Raw genomic sequence first — 16587 nt, forward strand, 5'->3', positions numbered from 1 at the left:
TTAGGTACTGTAACGCGCTGAAGGAGAATAAAAATAAGTGAAGGGGAAAAATGTGATCCCCGGCGAAATCGCCGGGGAAGAGGGGATTAGTGCGCGCGGCCCTGTTCGATACCCAGGCCGGTTTGTGAACGGATAAACTGCGCACGGAACTGCTCGCGTTCGCGCAGGCCCTCCGCGGAATTATCGGTGGTGGAGAAGAACCAGATACCGATGAAGGCCACGGCTATCGAGAACAGCGCCGGGTACTCATACGGGAAAATCGCTTTCTCGTGACCGAGGATCTGCACCCAAATGGTTGGGCCGAGAACCATCAGGATAATCGCCGTTAACAGGCCGAGCCAGCCGCCAATCATCGCGCCACGCGTGGTCAGCTTCGACCAGTACATGGAAAGCAGGATAATCGGGAAGTTACAGCTCGCGGCAATTGAGAACGCCAGGCCCACCATAAAGGCGATGTTCTGCTTCTCGAACAGAATGCCCAGCAAGATAGCCACCACGCCCAGCACCAGTACGGTGATTTTCGACACTTTCAGCTCGTCACGCTCAGACGCGCCTTTGCGGAACACGTTGGCATAGAGATCGTGCGAAACCGCCGATGCGCCCGCCAGCGTCAATCCGGCCACGACCGCGAGGATGGTGGCGAACGCCACTGCCGAAATAAAGCCAAGGAACAGGCTACCGCCAACAGCATCTGCCAGGTGCACCGCCGCCATGTTGTTGCCGCCAATCAACTGCCCCGCCGCATCTTTAAACGCCGGGTTAGCGCCAACCAGCATGATGGCACCAAATCCGATGATAAAGGTCAGGATGTAGAAGTAACCCATAAAACCGGTGGCGTAAAACACGCTTTTACGTGCCTCACGGGCATCGCTTACGGTGAAGAAACGCATCAGGATGTGTGGCAATCCGGCGGTACCAAACATCAGGCCAAGACCGAGCGAAAGCGCGGATATCGGGTCTTTCACCAGCCCGCCAGGGCTCATGATCGCCGCGCCTTTCGGGTGGACTGCCATCGCCTCGGTGAACAGATTGTTGAAGCTGAAGCCGACGTGTTTCATCACCATAAAGGCCATAAAGCTTGCGCCGAACAGCAACAACACGGCTTTGATGATTTGCACCCATGTGGTGGCGAGCATGCCGCCAAACAGCACGTACATCACCATCAGCACGCCAACCAACACCACTGCAACGTGGTAGTTCAGGCCAAACAGCAATTCAATCAGCTTGCCCGCGCCGACCATCTGCGCAATCAAATACAGCGCGACAACAACCAGTGAACCGCAGGCAGACAGAATACGAATCGGCCCTTGTTTCAGGCGATACGAGGCGACATCGGCGAAGGTATAACGCCCGAGGTTACGCAGGCGTTCGGCAATCAGGAACAGAATAATCGGCCAGCCGACGAGGAACCCGAGCGAGTAAATCAGGCCGTCGTAGCCGGAGGTGTACACCAGCGCGGAAATGCCGAGGAACGACGCGGCAGACATGAAGTCACCGGCAATCGCCAGCCCGTTCTGGAAACCGGTGATATTGCCGCCCGCGGTGTAGTAATCGTTGCGCGATTTCACACGTTTGGAGGCCCAGTAGGTGATGTACAGCGTCAGCAGCACAAAGACCAGGAACATGATGATGGCTTCCCAGTTGGTCGGCTGACGCTCAACTGCGCCGGTAATGGCGTCAGCAGCGTTTGCCGCCAGGGGCAGCGTGGCGGCGAGTGCCGTCATAAGCTTTTTCATGATGCCTTCACCTCACGCATAACGGCCTTGGTCAGCCTGTCGAATTCGCCATTTGCCCGCCAGACATACACACCGGTGAGCACGAAAGAAATCACAATCACCCCAATCCCGATAGGAATGCCGCGAGTGACGCTGGTTCCAGCGTGCAACGGTGTACCGAGCCAGCCAGGGGCGAAGGCAATCAACAGAATAAAACCGACGTAGACGATCAGCATGATGATGGACAGAAGGGTGGCAAACCGTTGCCGTTTTTCGACTAACTCCCTGAAATGCGCACTGTCTTCTATCTGCTGACAAATATCGTTATTCATCACAGAGTTTCTCCAGAGGTATTATGGGGACTTATTGTTTTGAGGGTGTAACTCCCTCTCCCGAAAGGAGAGGGGACTAACCTGTAGGCCGGATAAGCGTAGCGCCATCCGGCATTGTATTGCCGGGCGGTACTGCGTTTGCCCGGCTTACGTTAGGGCTTATGACTGCACAAATTTCGTTAAGAAGGCATCGTAATGGACTGCTTCTCTTCGAGCAGTTTTTCCACCACGCCCGGATCGGCCAGCGTCGAGGTATCGCCAAAGTTGCTGGTATCCCCGGCGGCGATTTTGCGCAGAATACGGCGCATGATCTTGCCGGAGCGGGTTTTCGGCAGCGAGTCAGTCCAGTGCAGCACGTCTGGCGTTGCCAGCGGACCAATCTCTTTGCGCACCCAGTTGCGCACTTCGGTATACAGTTCTGGCGTCGGTTCTTCACCATGGTTCAGGGTCACATAGGCGTAAATTGCCTGGCCCTTGATGTTATGCGGGATCCCCACCACTGCCGCTTCCGCGACTTTCGGGTGCGACACCAGCGCCGACTCAATTTCAGCCGTGCCCAGACGGTGACCAGAAACGTTCAGTACATCGTCCACGCGGCCAGTAATCCAGTAATAACCGTCTTCATCACGACGAGCGCCGTCACCGCTGAAATACATGTTTTTGAAGGTGGAGAAGTAGGTTTGCTCGAAGCGCTCGTGATCGCCAAACAGCGTACGCGCCTGGCCCGGCCAGGAGTCGACAATCACCAGGTTGCCTTCGGTCGCGCCTTCCTGCGGCTTGCCTTCGTTGTCCACCAGTGCAGGCTGTACACCAAAGAAAGGACGCGTTGCGGAACCGGCTTTCAGCTCAATCGCGCCTGGCAGTGGGGTAATCATGAAACCGCCGGTTTCGGTCTGCCACCAGGTGTCCATCACCGGGCATTTTTCATTGCCGATTTTCTTCCAGTACCACTCCCAGGCTTCCGGGTTGATAGGCTCGCCCACGGAACCGAGAATGCGCAGAGAAGAGCGGTCAGTGCCTTGTACGGCTTTGTCACCTTCCGCCATCAGCGCACGAATCGCCGTAGGGGCAGTGTAGAGAATATTGACCTTGTGCTTATCCACAACCTGGCTCATACGTGCTGGCGTCGGCCAGTTTGGCACACCTTCGAACATCAGCGTGGTCGCGCCACAGGCCAGCGGCCCGTACAACAGATAGCTGTGACCGGTGACCCAGCCCACATCTGCCGTACACCAGTAAATATCGCCCTGATGGTAGTCAAAGACATATTTAAAGGTGGTCGCGGCATACACCAGATAGCCACCGGTGGTATGCAGCACGCCTTTCGGTTTGCCGGTAGAACCGGAGGTATAAAGGATAAACAGCGGATCTTCAGCACCCATTTCTACGGGCTGATGCTGATCGCTTGCTTTGTCGATAAGGTCACTCCACCACAGGTCGCGGCCTTCGTGCCATTCCGTTTTCCCGCCGGTACGTTTGAGCACAACCACATGCTCAACGCTTTTCACGTTCGGGTTTTTCAGGGCGTCATCGACGTTTTTCTTCAGCGGGATTGAACGGCCCGCGCGCACGCCTTCATCGGCAGTGATCACCAGACGTGAGCTGGAATCGATAATACGGCCCGCGACGGCTTCCGGGGAGAATCCGCCGAAGATGACCGAATGCACGGCACCAATGCGCGCACAGGCGAGCATCGCGACAGCGGCTTCCGGCACCATCGGCATATAGATGGCCACCACGTCACCTTTCTTAATGCCCAATTCGGTCAGGACATTGGCGAAGCGGCAGACGTCGCGGTGCAGTTCTTTGTAAGTGATGTGTTTGCTCTGGCTGGCATCGTCGCCTTCCCAGATGATAGCTGTCTGGTCGCCGCGCTCCGCCAGATGCCTGTCGAGGCAGTTGGCCGCCAGGTTGAGGGTGCCGTCTTCATACCATTTAATGGAGACGTTGCCCGGGGCGAAAGAGGTGTTTTTGACCTTACTGTAAGGCTTGATCCAGTCGAGGATTTTGCCCTGGTCGCCCCAGAAGGTATCCGGGTCGCTGACGGACTGTTGATACTTCGCTTGATACTGTTCCGGGTTAATCAGGCAGTTTTCCGCAATGTTTGCGGGAATAGGGTGTTTATGGACCTGGCTCATGGCTTTTGCTCTCCTTATTAGAATGTTAAATATATGTCAAACAAACGTTAATAATAGAGCTTTTAGCGGCTTTGTTTATTATTTGGGCGACAGATCACGCATTAATCGCAATGGATGAAAATCCATCAAATGAATCTTTTAAGGCGAATAATAACGGTAATGAATTTATAGTTTTTTCGCTTTAAAAAAGTTTTGCAGAACAAAAGGTTATTTTTGCTAACCAGACTTAATTCACGCTCATCCCACTTTTGACAGCCCAAAGCCCTGTTCTGAAAGGGTTGCGCAGCAGGCTGTACAGGTGGTACTGATACGGCGCGTTAAAAACTCCCCTTACAAACGCAACACAAATCATCCCCCTTTCAGTGGGTGTTATTTGTTACATGAATAACGCCCTGTATTGAGGAAGTCTGTAGTTATGAAAAAAGCGAAAGTCAGCCTGGCCTGGCAGATCCTGCTGGCGTTGGTGCTGGGTATTCTTCTGGGCAGTTACCTGCATTATCAAAGTGACAGCCGTGAATGGCTGATTGCCAATTTGCTGTCACCGGCGGGTGATATCTTTATTCATCTGATCAAAATGATTGTGGTGCCAATCGTTATTTCGACGCTGGTGGTCGGGATTGCAGGCGTGGGCGATGCGAAGTCCCTGGGCCGTATTGGCGCCAAAACCATTATCTATTTTGAAATCATCACCACCGTTGCCATCGTGCTGGGCATTACGCTGGCGAACGTCTTCAAGCCAGGTGCTGGTATTGATATGTCGCATCTGGCAACCGTCGATATTTCGAAATATCAGAGCACCACGGCGGAAGTGGCAAGCCACGCGCATGGCCTGATGGGCACTATCCTGTCGCTGGTGCCGACCAACATCTTCGCTTCCATGGCGAAAGGTGAAATGTTGCCGATCATCTTCTTCTCGGTGCTGTTTGGTCTGGGCCTGTCTTCATTGCCCGCTACACATCGTGAGCCGCTGGTGACCGTGTTCCGTTCTGTGTCGGAAACGATGTTTAAAGTCACTCACATGGTGATGCGTTACGCACCGGTTGGGGTGTTCGCGTTGATTTCTGTCACCGTCGCCAACTTCGGTTTTGCCTCGCTGCTGCCGCTCGCCAAGCTGGTTATTCTGGTGTACGCCGCAATCGCCTTCTTCGCGCTGGTGGTACTGGGTGCGGTGGCGAAACTGTGCGGGCTGAGCATCTGGATTTTGATTCGTATCCTCAAAGACGAACTGATTCTGGCGTACTCCACGGCGAGTTCAGAGAGCGTGCTGCCGCGAATTATCGAGAAGATGGAAGCCTACGGTGCACCGCCGTCAATCACCAGTTTCGTGGTGCCGACCGGCTATTCCTTTAACCTTGATGGGTCCACGCTGTACCAGAGTATTGCCGCGATTTTCATCGCTCAGCTGTACGGTATCGATCTCTCGATCGGCCAGGAAATCATTCTGGTGCTGACGCTGATGGTGACCTCGAAAGGCATCGCAGGCGTGCCGGGCGTTTCGTTCGTTGTGCTGTTGGCTACGCTGGGCAGTGTGGGAATTCCGCTGGAAGGCCTGGCGTTTATCGCCGGTGTTGACCGTATTCTCGACATGGCGCGTACGGCGCTGAACGTAGTGGGTAATGCGCTGGCGGTGCTGGTGATTGCCAAGTGGGAACACAAATTCGACCGCAAAAAAGCGCTGGCCTATGAGCGTGAAATGCTGGGGAAATTTGATAAGACCGCGAACCATTAAGGTCAACATGCCGGATGGCGCTAGCGCTTATCCGGCCTACAAATGATCTGGGCCACACACGGTTTGTAGATTGGGTGTTACGGCAATATTTTTGTAGGCCGGGCAAACGCAGTGCCGCCCGGCGTTTTACTCGCCGCTCAACCGATCAAAGTCCTCGCAACCCTCATCATTCCCTTCCACACAGCTGACGTTATACCAGTTCAAGGCTTTCTGTTTATTCGGCTGAATAAAGCCCGGTTCACCCAGCTCGAAGATTTTAGCCGCCCAGTATTCGGCATAGCCCGAACGCGACAGCATTGAGCTGCTCTTAAGGAACTCGGTGGCTTTTGCATCGTCTTCTTTGACTTCGCCGCCGTTGGCATAAATCAGCCCCAGCAGCATTTGGGCATCGACAGCGGCGTCGCTGTCCCGGTTTTCTGCCGCTTTTTGCAGCAACGTAATGGCGCGTGGGTAATCGGTTTTTCCCGCATGGCTGTTCAACAGGGTGTGCGCGAGGGTGATTTCTCCGCTTTCACTGCCGGCCAGCGTGGCCTGTTCGGCCAGTTTGCGGGCATTGGGCAGGTCCGTTTTCATCATCATCTGCGCCAACAATGCGACAGCATCGGGGTCGCCACTTTGCGCGGCTTTATCCGCCCAGTAGAGCGCGTGCTTTTCGTCACCGGAACTGAAATAAGTATCCGCCAGATAGTATTGCGCGCGCTTGTCGCCCGCTTCGGCCTGCGCCTTATACTGGCTGCCAATCTCATCGGCGTGGGCCAACAAAGGGAGTAACAAGAGTAAACCGCAGCGTTTTATCATCTGTTTTTTGTCCGCATTGGGAAAGGGAGGCAGTATAAGGGGCGAAGCCGAAGAAAAGAATGACGATGATGACACCTGGTCTGAATAAAGACCAAAAAAAGGGGTGAACAGCGTCACCCCAAATGAGCCATTAACGAACAGCCTTAACCCAGAGCACTCTCACGTAACCGGGATTTCAGCTTGTTGTACTCGTCAATAACGTACTGCTCGGCAGCGTGCTGATCGGCGATACGTTCCACCCGAACGGCGCAGTATTTGTACTCCGGCGTTTTGGTTATCGGGCTCAGGTTCTCGGTCACCAGCTCGTTACAGGCACCAATCCACCACTGATAGGTCATATACACGGCGCCTTTATTTGGGCGGTCGCTGACCTGAGCGCGAGTGATGACCCGGCCTTTGCGGGAGTTGACCCACACCAGTGCTTCGTTCTCAATGCCCAGCTCAGCGGCATCGGCCGTGTTGATCTGCGCATAACCTGGTTCATCGGCCAGCGCCGCCAAAGCCGCACAGTTGCCGGTCATCGAACGACAGGAGTAGTGACCCACTTCGCGCACGGTGGACAGCACCATCGGATACTCTTCGGTGAGCTTATCGACAGGCGCGACCCAGTCGCAGGTAAAGAACTGCGCCATGCCGTTCGGGGTGTCGAACTTCTCTTTGAAGAGATATGACGTGCCCTGATCGTCGTCAGACTCATCGCGGCAAGGCCACATCACATAGCCCAGTTCACCCATTTTTTCGTAAGTGGCACCCTTAAAGCTTGGGCAGAGATTACGCAACTCATCCCAGATTTCCTGAGTGTTGTTGTAGTGCATCGCATAGCCCATGCGGGTGGCGATTTCACTGATGATTTGCCAGTCGGTTTTCAGATCCCACTTCGGCTCTACCGCTTTAAAGAAGCGCTGGAAGCCACGGTCTGCGGCGGTGTATACGCCTTCGTGCTCACCCCAGGAGGTGGACGGCAAAATGACGTCTGCGGCGGACGCCGTTTTGGTCATAAAGATGTCCTGCACGATAACCAGTTCGAGATCTTCAAACCCTTTACGCACCGCAGAGAGTTCCGCATCCGTCTGGAGCGGATCTTCGCCCATGATGTAAGCCGCACGAACTTCACCATGCGCCGCACGGTGCGGCAGCTCGCTGATGCGATAGCCGGTATGTGCTGGCAGGCTTTCCACGCCCCAGGCTTTGGCGAATTTCTCGCGGTTAGCCGGGTTGTTGACGTACTGATAGCCCGGATAGGTGTCCGGCAGTGCGCCCATATCACACGCGCCCTGCACGTTGTTCTGCCCACGCACCGGGTTGACGCCGACGCTCGGACGACCGAGGTTGCCGGTCAGCATGGCGAGGCTTGTCAGCGAGCGAACGGTTTCAACGCCCTGATAGAACTGGGTGACGCCCATGCCCCACAGGATCGCCGCTGATTTTGCGTTGGCGTACATTCTTGCGCACTGGCGAATTTCCTGCGCGCTCACGCCGGTAATGGCTTCCACCGACTCCGGCGTGTAGCCTTCGACAATTTTGCGATACTCCTCGAAGCCTTCAGTACGGCTGGCGACAAACGCCGTGTCGTACAGATTCTCTTCGATGATCACATGCCCAAGCGCATTGAGCAGCGCGATATTCGAGCCGTTTTTCAGCGCAATATGCATATCAGCAATGCGCGCGGTTTCAATCTTACGCGGATCGCAGACGATAATTTTCGCCCCATTACGTTTGGCGTTAATCACGTGATTCGCCACGATAGGGTGTGAATCTGCCGGGTTATACCCGAAGATAAACACGAGATCGGTATTATCAATTTCGTTGATGGCATTACTCATGGCGCCATTACCGACCGACTGGTGCAGACCTGCAACCGAAGGGCCGTGTCAGACGCGTGCGCAGCAGTCCACGTTATTGGTACCAATAACGGCGCGCGCAAATTTCTGCATGATGTAGTTGGTTTCGTTGCCTGTTCCGCGAGAGGAACCGGTGGTCTGGATAGCATCCGGGCCATATTTTTCTTTAATGGCACTCAGGCGTTCAGCCACATAATTCAGGGCTTCGTCCCAGGAGACGTTTTCCAGCTTGCCGCCGCGCTCACGACGGATCATCGGGCTTTTCAGGCGCGGGGTGAGGATCTGGGTATCGTTAATAAAATCCCAGCCGTAGTAGCCTTTCAGGCACAGCGTGCCCTTATTGGTTTTCCCCTGCGCCGCTTCCGCCCGGACTATTTTGCCGTTATCCACCACCAGGTTTATCTTGCAGCCCGATGCGCAATAAGGGCAAACCGTGACGACTTTTTTCATCGGTTTCGCTCCAGTTAAACAGTCGCATAAATGCGTTCAGCGCTGATTAATGCAGGTTTTATGCCACTCCTGAATGTAGGGGTATTTGCCGGGCTGAAGGGCTTTCCGGCTGACGAAATCACACGGCTCGTCAGTTTTGACGTGTCGAACGTCGCCGGGATGTGACGGCGGTTAAAGATTCATCACCCCGCAGTGGCAAAGGCTTGAGCCCAGTGCAGAATCATCCAGACTTACGCTATGACACTTGTGCAGGGGGCTGATGATGAAACCGCTCATACTGGTGATTGATGACGATACCGCCCTCTGCGAGCTGTTGCGGGATGTGCTAGTCGAGCATGTTTTTGACGTCGAGGTTTGCCATCTTGGACAACAAGGCGTGGCGATGGCGGCAGAGCGGCCAGATATCGCGCTGGTGCTGCTGGATATGATGCTGCCGGATATCAATGGCCTACAGGTGCTCACCCAGATACAGCGATTACGCCCTGAGCTGCCGGTGGTGATGCTCACCGGAATGGGCAGCGAAGCTGACGTGGTGGTCGGGCTCGAAATGGGGGCGGATGACTACATCGGTAAGCCGTTTAATCCGCGGATTGTGGTGGCACGCCTGAAAGCGGTGTTGCGGCGCAGTGGTGCGCTGGCTGTTGAAAGCGGTGGGCAGGGGAGTGGCATGACGTTCAACGGCTGGCGACTGGACACGCAGCGCTGTGAGCTCATCAACCCGCAACTGCAGGTGGTTCCGCTGACACAAGGTGAATATGGATTATTGCAGGCGCTGGCGCAAAACGCGCGGCGAGTGCTGAGCCGTGAACAATTACTGGAGCTCACGCACAGCGAAAGCATGGAGGTGTTTGATCGTACGATTGACGTGCTGATCATGCGCCTGAGACGCAAGATCGAGCTGAATCCTCATCAGCCGACGCTGATCAAAACCCTGCGCGGGCTGGGCTATGTGTTTGCTGCGGATGTGGTGCATAGCGACAAGGCGGCTTGATCGTGTGACTGTGTCAGTTGTAGGCCGGATAAGCGTAGCGCCATCCGGCAATCCGCAGACGGCAATGATTGTCAGGTGGCGCTTCGCTTACCTGACCTACAAAACCACAAATATCACCGGCATTTACCCCCCGCTCTCACTGATAAACACCTGCAACTCTTCCAGCGTTTTCGCGCCGTCAATGGCGTTGGCACACAACAGGCTGGCTCTGGCACAGGCATGTGCCAAAAGGACACTTTCACGCAATCCCCATTTTTCATGGCAGCCATAAAGGAATCCTGCACAGAAGGCATCTCCGGCCCCGACGCTGCCGACAATCTCATTCTGCGCCAGCCGCCACGACGGCACCCACTGGCCTTTTTCGTTTGGCGCCTCACACCATGCGCCTTCCGGGCAATGGATAACCACTCGCTGCCTCACGCCTGCTTTTAACAGCAGGGCTGAAGCTTTGGCGATATTGTCGATAATCGGCTCGCCGTTATCCGCGCGAATATCCAGCTCACTAAACTCCCCGGCTTCCAGTTCGTTGATTACCAGATAGTCGAGGTGTTTGAGCGCCGGACGTACCAACGGCTGATAGCGTGGATCGCCTTTGCGTGACACCAAATCCAGCGACGTTTCATAGCCTTTTTCTCGCATTTGCGCCAACAGGCGTGCGGCACGAGTGCCGAATTCTTTATCAGCCAGATCGAGGCTATCGAGCAGCAGCAGATAACCAAGATGGAAGATTTTCATCGATCCTTCCAGCCGATCAAAAGCCGGAAGATCTAACAGGCGATTCGCGCCCGGTGAATGGAAAAAAGTGCGCTGCCCGCTGGGATCGGTCATCACCTGCGACATCGACGTAGGCGCAAAACTGGTGCGCTGCACGTGCTGACGATTGACGTGATACTGGTCGAGCATCGCCATAATGTAATCGCCGTCGCTGTCTTCGCCCACCAGCCCGACGGCCTGCAACGGCAGGTGGCTGCGCATTTTCGCCAGCGTCAGCAGCACATTGAGCGGTGCGCCACCGGTGGAACGTTCGCTGTGGGTGATTTCCGCCAGCCAGCCGCGCTCCGGCCACTGCACAATTTTATGCACGTGATCCACCAGCATATTCCCGGCGGCGATAATCCCCTGACGTTCCATCAGAGTCTCCCTGCGCTGCCGAAGATGCGCATCTGTTCGGCGACGATGTCGGTAATGGCTGTTTCGATGCCGAGCAGCAGTTCCGCAAACTCATCGTAAATAGGCTGACGGTGCGCCATGCGGTGTTCAACCGCCTGCAAAGCGGCCTGCGACATCCCGGTGTAGAAATTGATTTTGTGAATGCCCAGTTCAATCGCCCGACGGAAATCGGCATCGCTGATCCCCGAACCGCCGTGCAGCACCAGCGGTAAACCGGTTTGTTGACGAATGGCATCGAGACGGGCGAAATCGAGCTTCGGTTCGCCTTTATATTTGCCGTGAGCGTTACCGATGGCGACGGCGAGCGCGTCAATGCCGGTTCTGTCGACAAATTCGCGAGCTAAATCCGGGTCGGTGAAAAAGGCTTCATCGGCATGACCGTACAGCGCACCGCCTTCATCGCCGCCCACGGCGCCCAGTTCAGCTTCCACCGACACGCCAACCGCATGGCACATCTTCACCACTTCACGGGTCTGACGAATATTTTCGTCGTAACTCAGCGTGGAGCCGTCAAACATCACCGAGCTGAAGCCCAAACGCAGCGCGCGCACGACGGCCTCAAAGTGCAGGCCGTGATCGAGATTCAGCACCACGGGAATGTCGTGTCGGGCCGCTTCAAAACGCACGGCTTCAACCAGCGACTCCAGCGACAAATATTTAAAATGCATTTCAGCGATATTGATGATAAACGGCGAGCGCTCCTGCTCAGCAGCGGCAAACAGAGCGCGCAGGAAATGGGAATCGAGCACGTTAAACGCACCCAGCGCATAGCCGTGCTCGCGGGCGTGCGCTAATCCTTCGGCAAGAGAAATCATCGGCATAGCATTCTCCTTTAGCTGCGAAACAGGCGGTATTCGTTGCACAGCACCAGATGCGCCGGCTCGTCTTCTTCAATGTTGTTATAGCGGTCGAGCGGGAACAGGAAATGGTTGTCGTGATCGTCATCGTTGATGGTCGACACTTCCCCCACCAGCACGTCGCCAAATCCACGTTCACCCCAAAAGCTGTGATAAAGCCCCGGCGGCAAACAGATGCTTTCACCAGGCGTGAGACGTAGCTGACTGCCAGCAGTGTGCGTCTGAGTGCAACCGTCAATGGTTACCGTGACATCGGTATTTTCCGTCTGCTCAAGCGCGTCGGCGTTCCACAGTTCGACAATCAGGTTGCTACCGCCACGGTTGATGATGTCTTCCCGTTTACGCCAGTGAAAATGCATCGGCGTCACCTGGCCGTCGCGAACGTGCATGATCTTTTCTGCGTAGGTTTTTTCGTACGGCATCCCGTTGGGCGAGCCGTTGCGCAGAGTGAACAACGTCAGCCCCTGAGCGAGAAAATTGGTGCCGCCAAAGGCGGTGACATCCCAGCCCAGTTTAAGGGCAAACACCTCGTGCCAGGCATCGGGATCAAGCTTCTGCCACTGGGTCGGCGGGAAGCTGGCGAACGGCGGCAGATGCACGTCGTGCTGGGAGAAAAACTGACGCGTATGGCCGAGAATGTTGTTAATTTCGGAGCGTTTCATTGGTTCTCCTTTGGCATCGGTGGTGACCCCTCTCCCCGACCCTCTCCCGAAAGGGAGAGGGAGAAAAGAAAGTCCCCTCTCCCTTTCGGGAGAGGGTTAGGGAGAGGGGCGCGCACAAATCTTACTTAACCGTCCACCCCTTATAACTGCCGACGTTGTTCTTATCGATCATCGTCACCGGGATCAGCACTGGCGCTGTCGGCGCAGGCTTCCCTTGCAGAATGTCATAGCCGATTTCCACCGCTTTTGCCGCCATCACCTGCGGGTCTTGCGCTGGCGTCGCCACGAACAGCGAGTTCTGACGTTTCAGCGCTTCTTCGCCGTCCGGGCTGCCATCCACGCCGACGATAAAGAACTCTTTACGTTGCGCTTGTTTCGCCGCCAGATCGGCCCCGATCGCGGTCGGATCGTTTATCGCGAACACGCCGTCGATCTTCGGATTCGCAGCCAGCAGCGAGGTCATCACTTCCAGCCCACCTTCGCGGCTGCCTTTGGCGTTTTGGTTATAGGAGAGCACCTTGATATCCGGGTGGCGCTTGAATTCGGTCTGGCAGCCTTCCACACGGTTCTGCACTGCGGAGACTGGTGGCCCGTTGATGATAACCACGTTGCCTTTGCCTTTCAGGCGGTCGGTGATGTATTTACAGGCCATCTCGCCCGCCTGGGTGTTATCGGAGGTGATGGTGGCATCAGCGCCTTCGGCTGCTACGTCGACCGCCACCACCACGATGCCCGCTTCTTTCGCGCGCTTCACTGCGGGGCCGATGCCTTTAGAATCCGCGGCGTTGAGGATAATCATGTCGACCTTGGCGGCGATAAAGTTGTCAATCTGCGACACCTGCTGGCCGAGGTCATAGCCGCTGGACACCAGCGTCACTTTGACGTTATCGCCCGCCAGCTTACGGGCTTCCAGTTCAGCCCCTTTAGTGATTTGCACGAAGAACGGGTTGGCAAGATCGCCCACCGTTACGCCGATAGATTTCAGCTCTTTAGCCTGCACAAAAGGCGCGGCGGCGAGCAGGGTGCCTGCACAGAGTGCGAGGGCGAGTGGCTTTAAACGCATATGACTTTCCTCATGTAGGGTACTTTTTATTGTCATTGCCTGATGGCGCTGCGCTTATCAGGCCTACGGGTAGGCCGGTTAAGGCGTATACGCCGCCATCCGGCAGGGTTTATGCACTTTGATGATGTCGGGTACGGTATTTGTCTATCAGCACTGCAATGATGATCACCGCCCCTTTGATCACCAATTGCCAGAAGTAAGAGACGCCCATCAGCGTCATGCCGTTATTGAGTGTGGCGATGATCAACGCACCAACCAGCGTGCCGGTGATCGTGCCGATCCCGCCGACAAAACTGGTGCCGCCGAGGATCACCGCCGCAATCGCATCCAGCTCATAGCCCACGCCAAGGTTGCCGTTGGCGCTGTAAAGCCGTGAGGCGCTCATGATGCCGCCAAGCCCGGAAAGCAGGCCGCTCATGCCGTAGACAAACAGCAACACCAGCCACACTTTGATGCCCGTCAGCCGCGCGGCCTGCATGTTGCCGCCAACCGCATAGATATGAACGCCAAGTGTGGTGCGGCGCAGAATGAACCAGCACACCGCAATTACCGCCAGCGCAATCACCACCAGCCACGGGATCGGCCCGAGGTAGTTGTTGCCTATCCACTCAAAGCTGATGTCGGAGTTGATGACTGTCGTGCCGTCTGCCAGCAGATAGGCCGCGCCTCGCAGGGCGGTATACGTGCCTAGCGTGACAATAAACGGCGGTAGCCCGGCAAACGCCACTAAGGCTCCGTTGAACAAGCCCAATACCAGCCCGAGCATCAGCGCTGCCGGAATCGATAACAGGGCGAATTGAGGGATCAGCGACACCACCATCGCGGCGACCGCCGTGGTGCCGAGGATTGAGCCAACTGACAGGTCAATCCCGCCGGTCAGAATGATGAAGGTCATGCCCGCCGCGAGCACAATGTTGATGGATGCCTGGCGGGTGATGTTCAGCAAATTACTCTCGGTGAAGAAGTTTGGCGTGATAAAGCCAAACACCGCCACAATCAGGATCAATATCGGCAAGATACCGACGGTTTGCATCAAATCCCCCATCAGCATTTTTTTGGCTGACGTTTTCGCGACTTGCTGAGGTGTGGGTACGGAGTTCTCTTTGCTCATGGTGACACCGCCTGGTGATGGGATTCGTTTACGCCGGTAGCCAGCGTCATAATGTTTTCCTGGGTAATGTCGTGGCTGAGGAGTTCCCCGGCGATGCTGCCTTCACGCATCACGTAAACCCGGTCGCTCATGCCGACCACTTCCGGCAGCTCGCTGGAAATCATCAGAATTGCCACGCCCTGTCGCGCCATCTGGTTCATGATGCGATAGATTTCGCTCTTCGCGCCCACGTCCACACCGCGTGTGGGTTCATCCAGAATCAAAATGCGTGGGCCGATGGCGACCCAGCGAGAGATCAACAGCTTTTGCTGATTACCCCCTGATAATCCGCCCGCCCGCACCTGCGAGTGCGGCACGCGAATATTCAGCAGCTTGATAGCGTCGTCAGAAATGCTTTGCGCCTTTTTGCGGTCGAGCATGCCGTAATGTGCATCGCGCTCCAGCGTCGCCATGGTGATGTTTTCCTGCGCCGCCAGTTCGAGGAACAGCCCTTGCTCTTTGCGGTTCTCCGTCAGGAAACCAATGCCCAAATCAATCGCTTCGCGCGGGGAGTGGATAAGCACCGGTTCGCCATCGACCTCAATCACGCCGGCGGTCGCTTTGCGTACGCCGAAGATAAGCTGCGCCAGTTCGGAGCGCCCTGCGCCAACCAACCCCGCCAGCCCGACAATTTCACCCGAGCGCACCAGCAGGCTGCACGGCTGCACTTTGCCGCCATCCGTCAGATGGTGAACGTTAAGGCGCGGTTGGCCGTGCGGGATATCGCGCTCTTTGTTGAACAGATCGCTTAACGGGCGGCCAACCATCATCCGCACCAGTTCAGAAGCATTCAGTTTGTCGCGAGTCAGGCTGCCGACGTATTGCCCGTCGCGTAGCACGCTCACGCGGTCGGAGAGTTCATACACTTCCGCCATGCGATGGCTGATGTAGATGATCGCCATGCCCTCATCACGAAGACGCATGATGAGTTCAAACAGGCGGTGTGTTTCACGGGAAGAAAGGGCGGCGGTGGGTTCATCCATCACCAGAATGCGGCTGTTGCGGTGCAGTGCGCGGGCGATTTCCACCTGCTGCTGCTCGGCGATGGTTAGCTTCATGACCAGATCGGTTGCTTTGAACTGAGCGCCCAGGCGGTTAATCACCTCCTGCGCTTGCATCACCATGGTTTTGCGCTGCACCAGGCCGCCGCGAGAAAGCTCACTGCCGAGGAAAATGTTTTCTGCCACGGTCAGGTTCGGTGCGAGCTGCATCTCCTGATAAATCAGGGTAATGCCTGCGCCGAGTGCGTCTTTCGGGCCTTTGATGGTATGCGGCTGACCGTCAATCAGGATCTCGCCGCTGGTGGCGGTATAGGCCCCGGCGAGGATCTTCATCAGCGTGCTTTTCCCCGCGCCATTTTCACCCATCAGCGCATGGATTTCGCCGGGATAGACCGTCAGGTCCACCCCTTTCAGCGCATAGAATTTGCCGAACGCTTTGGCAATGTTGCGCATCTCCAACACGGGCGTCTGATTCATGGTGGCACTCCTGAGAGTCTGGTCGATATCAGCAGTCCATCACAGGAAAGTAAATGCAAAATGTCAGAGGCCGTTCATATTTGTCATATTGCGGGGAAGTTGATGTGACTCACAGCGCGCCCCTCTCCCTAACCCTCTCCCGCGGGGCTGAGGGATCCCCAGTAATATGGTCATTCGCCTGTGACCATATTACTGTACTCTTTCCCTAATAAT

Annotated in this window: 13 protein-coding genes and 1 pseudogene; 3 read left to right on the top strand and 11 right to left on the bottom strand. The window is 55.8% G+C overall.

Annotated elements, in window-relative coordinates:
• Nucleotides 1-86 precede the first annotated feature (86 nt).
• The 3 genes from actP to acs form a co-directional block, all read right to left on the bottom strand.
• Nucleotides 87-1736 (bottom strand): cation/acetate symporter ActP, encoded by a 1650-nt coding sequence (actP, locus tag ACI2I2_RS17495; RefSeq protein ID WP_404659039.1) that lies wholly within the window; start codon nucleotides 1734-1736, stop codon nucleotides 87-89.
• Nucleotides 1733-2047, bottom strand: coding sequence for a DUF485 domain-containing protein (locus ACI2I2_RS17500; RefSeq protein WP_404659049.1), 315 nt, complete (start codon nucleotides 2045-2047; stop codon nucleotides 1733-1735). Before ACI2I2_RS17500 ends, actP begins: the two co-directional genes overlap by 4 nt.
• Before the next feature lie 179 nt (nucleotides 2048-2226).
• The gene (gene acs / locus ACI2I2_RS17505) at nucleotides 2227-4185 is read right to left on the bottom strand and encodes an acetate--CoA ligase (protein WP_404659040.1); all 1959 of its coding nucleotides are present in this window, start codon (nucleotides 4183-4185) and stop codon (nucleotides 2227-2229) included.
• 415 nt (nucleotides 4186-4600) lie between these two features.
• Between acs and gltP the strand changes: the two genes are divergently transcribed.
• Nucleotides 4601-5914: a glutamate/aspartate:proton symporter GltP gene (gltP, locus tag ACI2I2_RS17510; RefSeq protein ID WP_404659041.1), complete on the top strand. Its 1314-nt coding sequence runs from the start codon at nucleotides 4601-4603 to the stop codon at nucleotides 5912-5914.
• A 126-nt stretch (nucleotides 5915-6040) separates the two neighbouring features.
• Here the strand turns inward: gltP and ACI2I2_RS17515 are convergent, their stop codons facing one another.
• On the bottom strand, nucleotides 6041-6712 hold the full coding sequence (locus ACI2I2_RS17515; protein ID WP_404659042.1) for a tetratricopeptide repeat protein: 672 nt from the start codon (nucleotides 6710-6712) through the stop codon (nucleotides 6041-6043).
• Nucleotides 6713-6855: 143 nt separating this feature from the next.
• Nucleotides 6856-9003, bottom strand: coding sequence for a formate dehydrogenase subunit alpha (fdhF, locus tag ACI2I2_RS17520; protein WP_404659043.1), 2148 nt, complete (start codon nucleotides 9001-9003; stop codon nucleotides 6856-6858).
• Between the two features lie 262 nt (nucleotides 9004-9265).
• Here fdhF and ACI2I2_RS17525 point away from each other — a divergent pair, with 262 nt between their 5' ends.
• On the top strand, nucleotides 9266-9994 hold the full coding sequence (locus tag ACI2I2_RS17525) for a response regulator (RefSeq protein ID WP_404659050.1): 729 nt from the start codon (nucleotides 9266-9268) through the stop codon (nucleotides 9992-9994).
• Between the two features lie 123 nt (nucleotides 9995-10117).
• Here ACI2I2_RS17525 and ACI2I2_RS17530 read toward each other — a convergent pair whose 3' ends face one another.
• The 4 genes from ACI2I2_RS17530 to ACI2I2_RS17545 all read right to left on the bottom strand — a co-directional run bounded on the left by ACI2I2_RS17530 (nucleotide 10118) and on the right by ACI2I2_RS17545 (nucleotide 13746).
• Nucleotides 10118-11128, bottom strand: a complete 1011-nt coding sequence (locus tag ACI2I2_RS17530) for a carbohydrate kinase family protein (RefSeq protein WP_404659051.1) — start codon at nucleotides 11126-11128, stop codon at nucleotides 10118-10120.
• The gene (locus ACI2I2_RS17535; RefSeq protein WP_404659044.1) at nucleotides 11125-11985 is read right to left on the bottom strand and encodes a ketose 1,6-bisphosphate aldolase; all 861 of its coding nucleotides are present in this window, start codon (nucleotides 11983-11985) and stop codon (nucleotides 11125-11127) included. The genes ACI2I2_RS17530 and ACI2I2_RS17535 overlap by 4 nt, the downstream gene beginning before the upstream one ends.
• Nucleotides 11986-11996: 11 nt before the next feature.
• On the bottom strand, nucleotides 11997-12683 hold the full coding sequence (locus ACI2I2_RS17540; protein ID WP_404659045.1) for a D-lyxose/D-mannose family sugar isomerase: 687 nt from the start codon (nucleotides 12681-12683) through the stop codon (nucleotides 11997-11999).
• A 121-nt stretch (nucleotides 12684-12804) separates the two neighbouring features.
• Nucleotides 12805-13746 (bottom strand): ABC transporter substrate-binding protein, encoded by a 942-nt coding sequence (locus ACI2I2_RS17545; protein WP_404659046.1) that lies wholly within the window; start codon nucleotides 13744-13746, stop codon nucleotides 12805-12807.
• A gap of 35 nt (nucleotides 13747-13781) precedes the next feature.
• On the opposite strand from ACI2I2_RS17545, the pseudogene ACI2I2_RS17550 reads away from it, so the two are divergent.
• Nucleotides 13782-13868 (top strand): annotated as a pseudogene (locus ACI2I2_RS17550) (hypothetical protein); the annotation flags it as partial.
• Here the strand turns inward: ACI2I2_RS17550 and ACI2I2_RS17555 are convergent.
• Nucleotides 13856-14857: a ribose ABC transporter permease gene (locus ACI2I2_RS17555; protein ID WP_404659047.1), complete on the bottom strand. Its 1002-nt coding sequence runs from the start codon at nucleotides 14855-14857 to the stop codon at nucleotides 13856-13858. The pseudogene ACI2I2_RS17550 and the gene ACI2I2_RS17555 overlap by 13 nt on opposite strands.
• Entirely contained in the window at nucleotides 14854-16374 is a 1521-nt protein-coding gene (locus ACI2I2_RS17560) for a sugar ABC transporter ATP-binding protein (RefSeq protein ID WP_404659048.1), read from the bottom strand. The genes ACI2I2_RS17555 and ACI2I2_RS17560 overlap by 4 nt, the downstream gene beginning before the upstream one ends.
• Between the last annotated feature and the right edge of the window lie 213 nt (nucleotides 16375-16587).

Origin of the sequence: Scandinavium sp. NPDC088450 (assembly GCF_044900545.1) — a bacterium.
Classification (GTDB): domain Bacteria; phylum Pseudomonadota; class Gammaproteobacteria; order Enterobacterales; family Enterobacteriaceae; genus Scandinavium.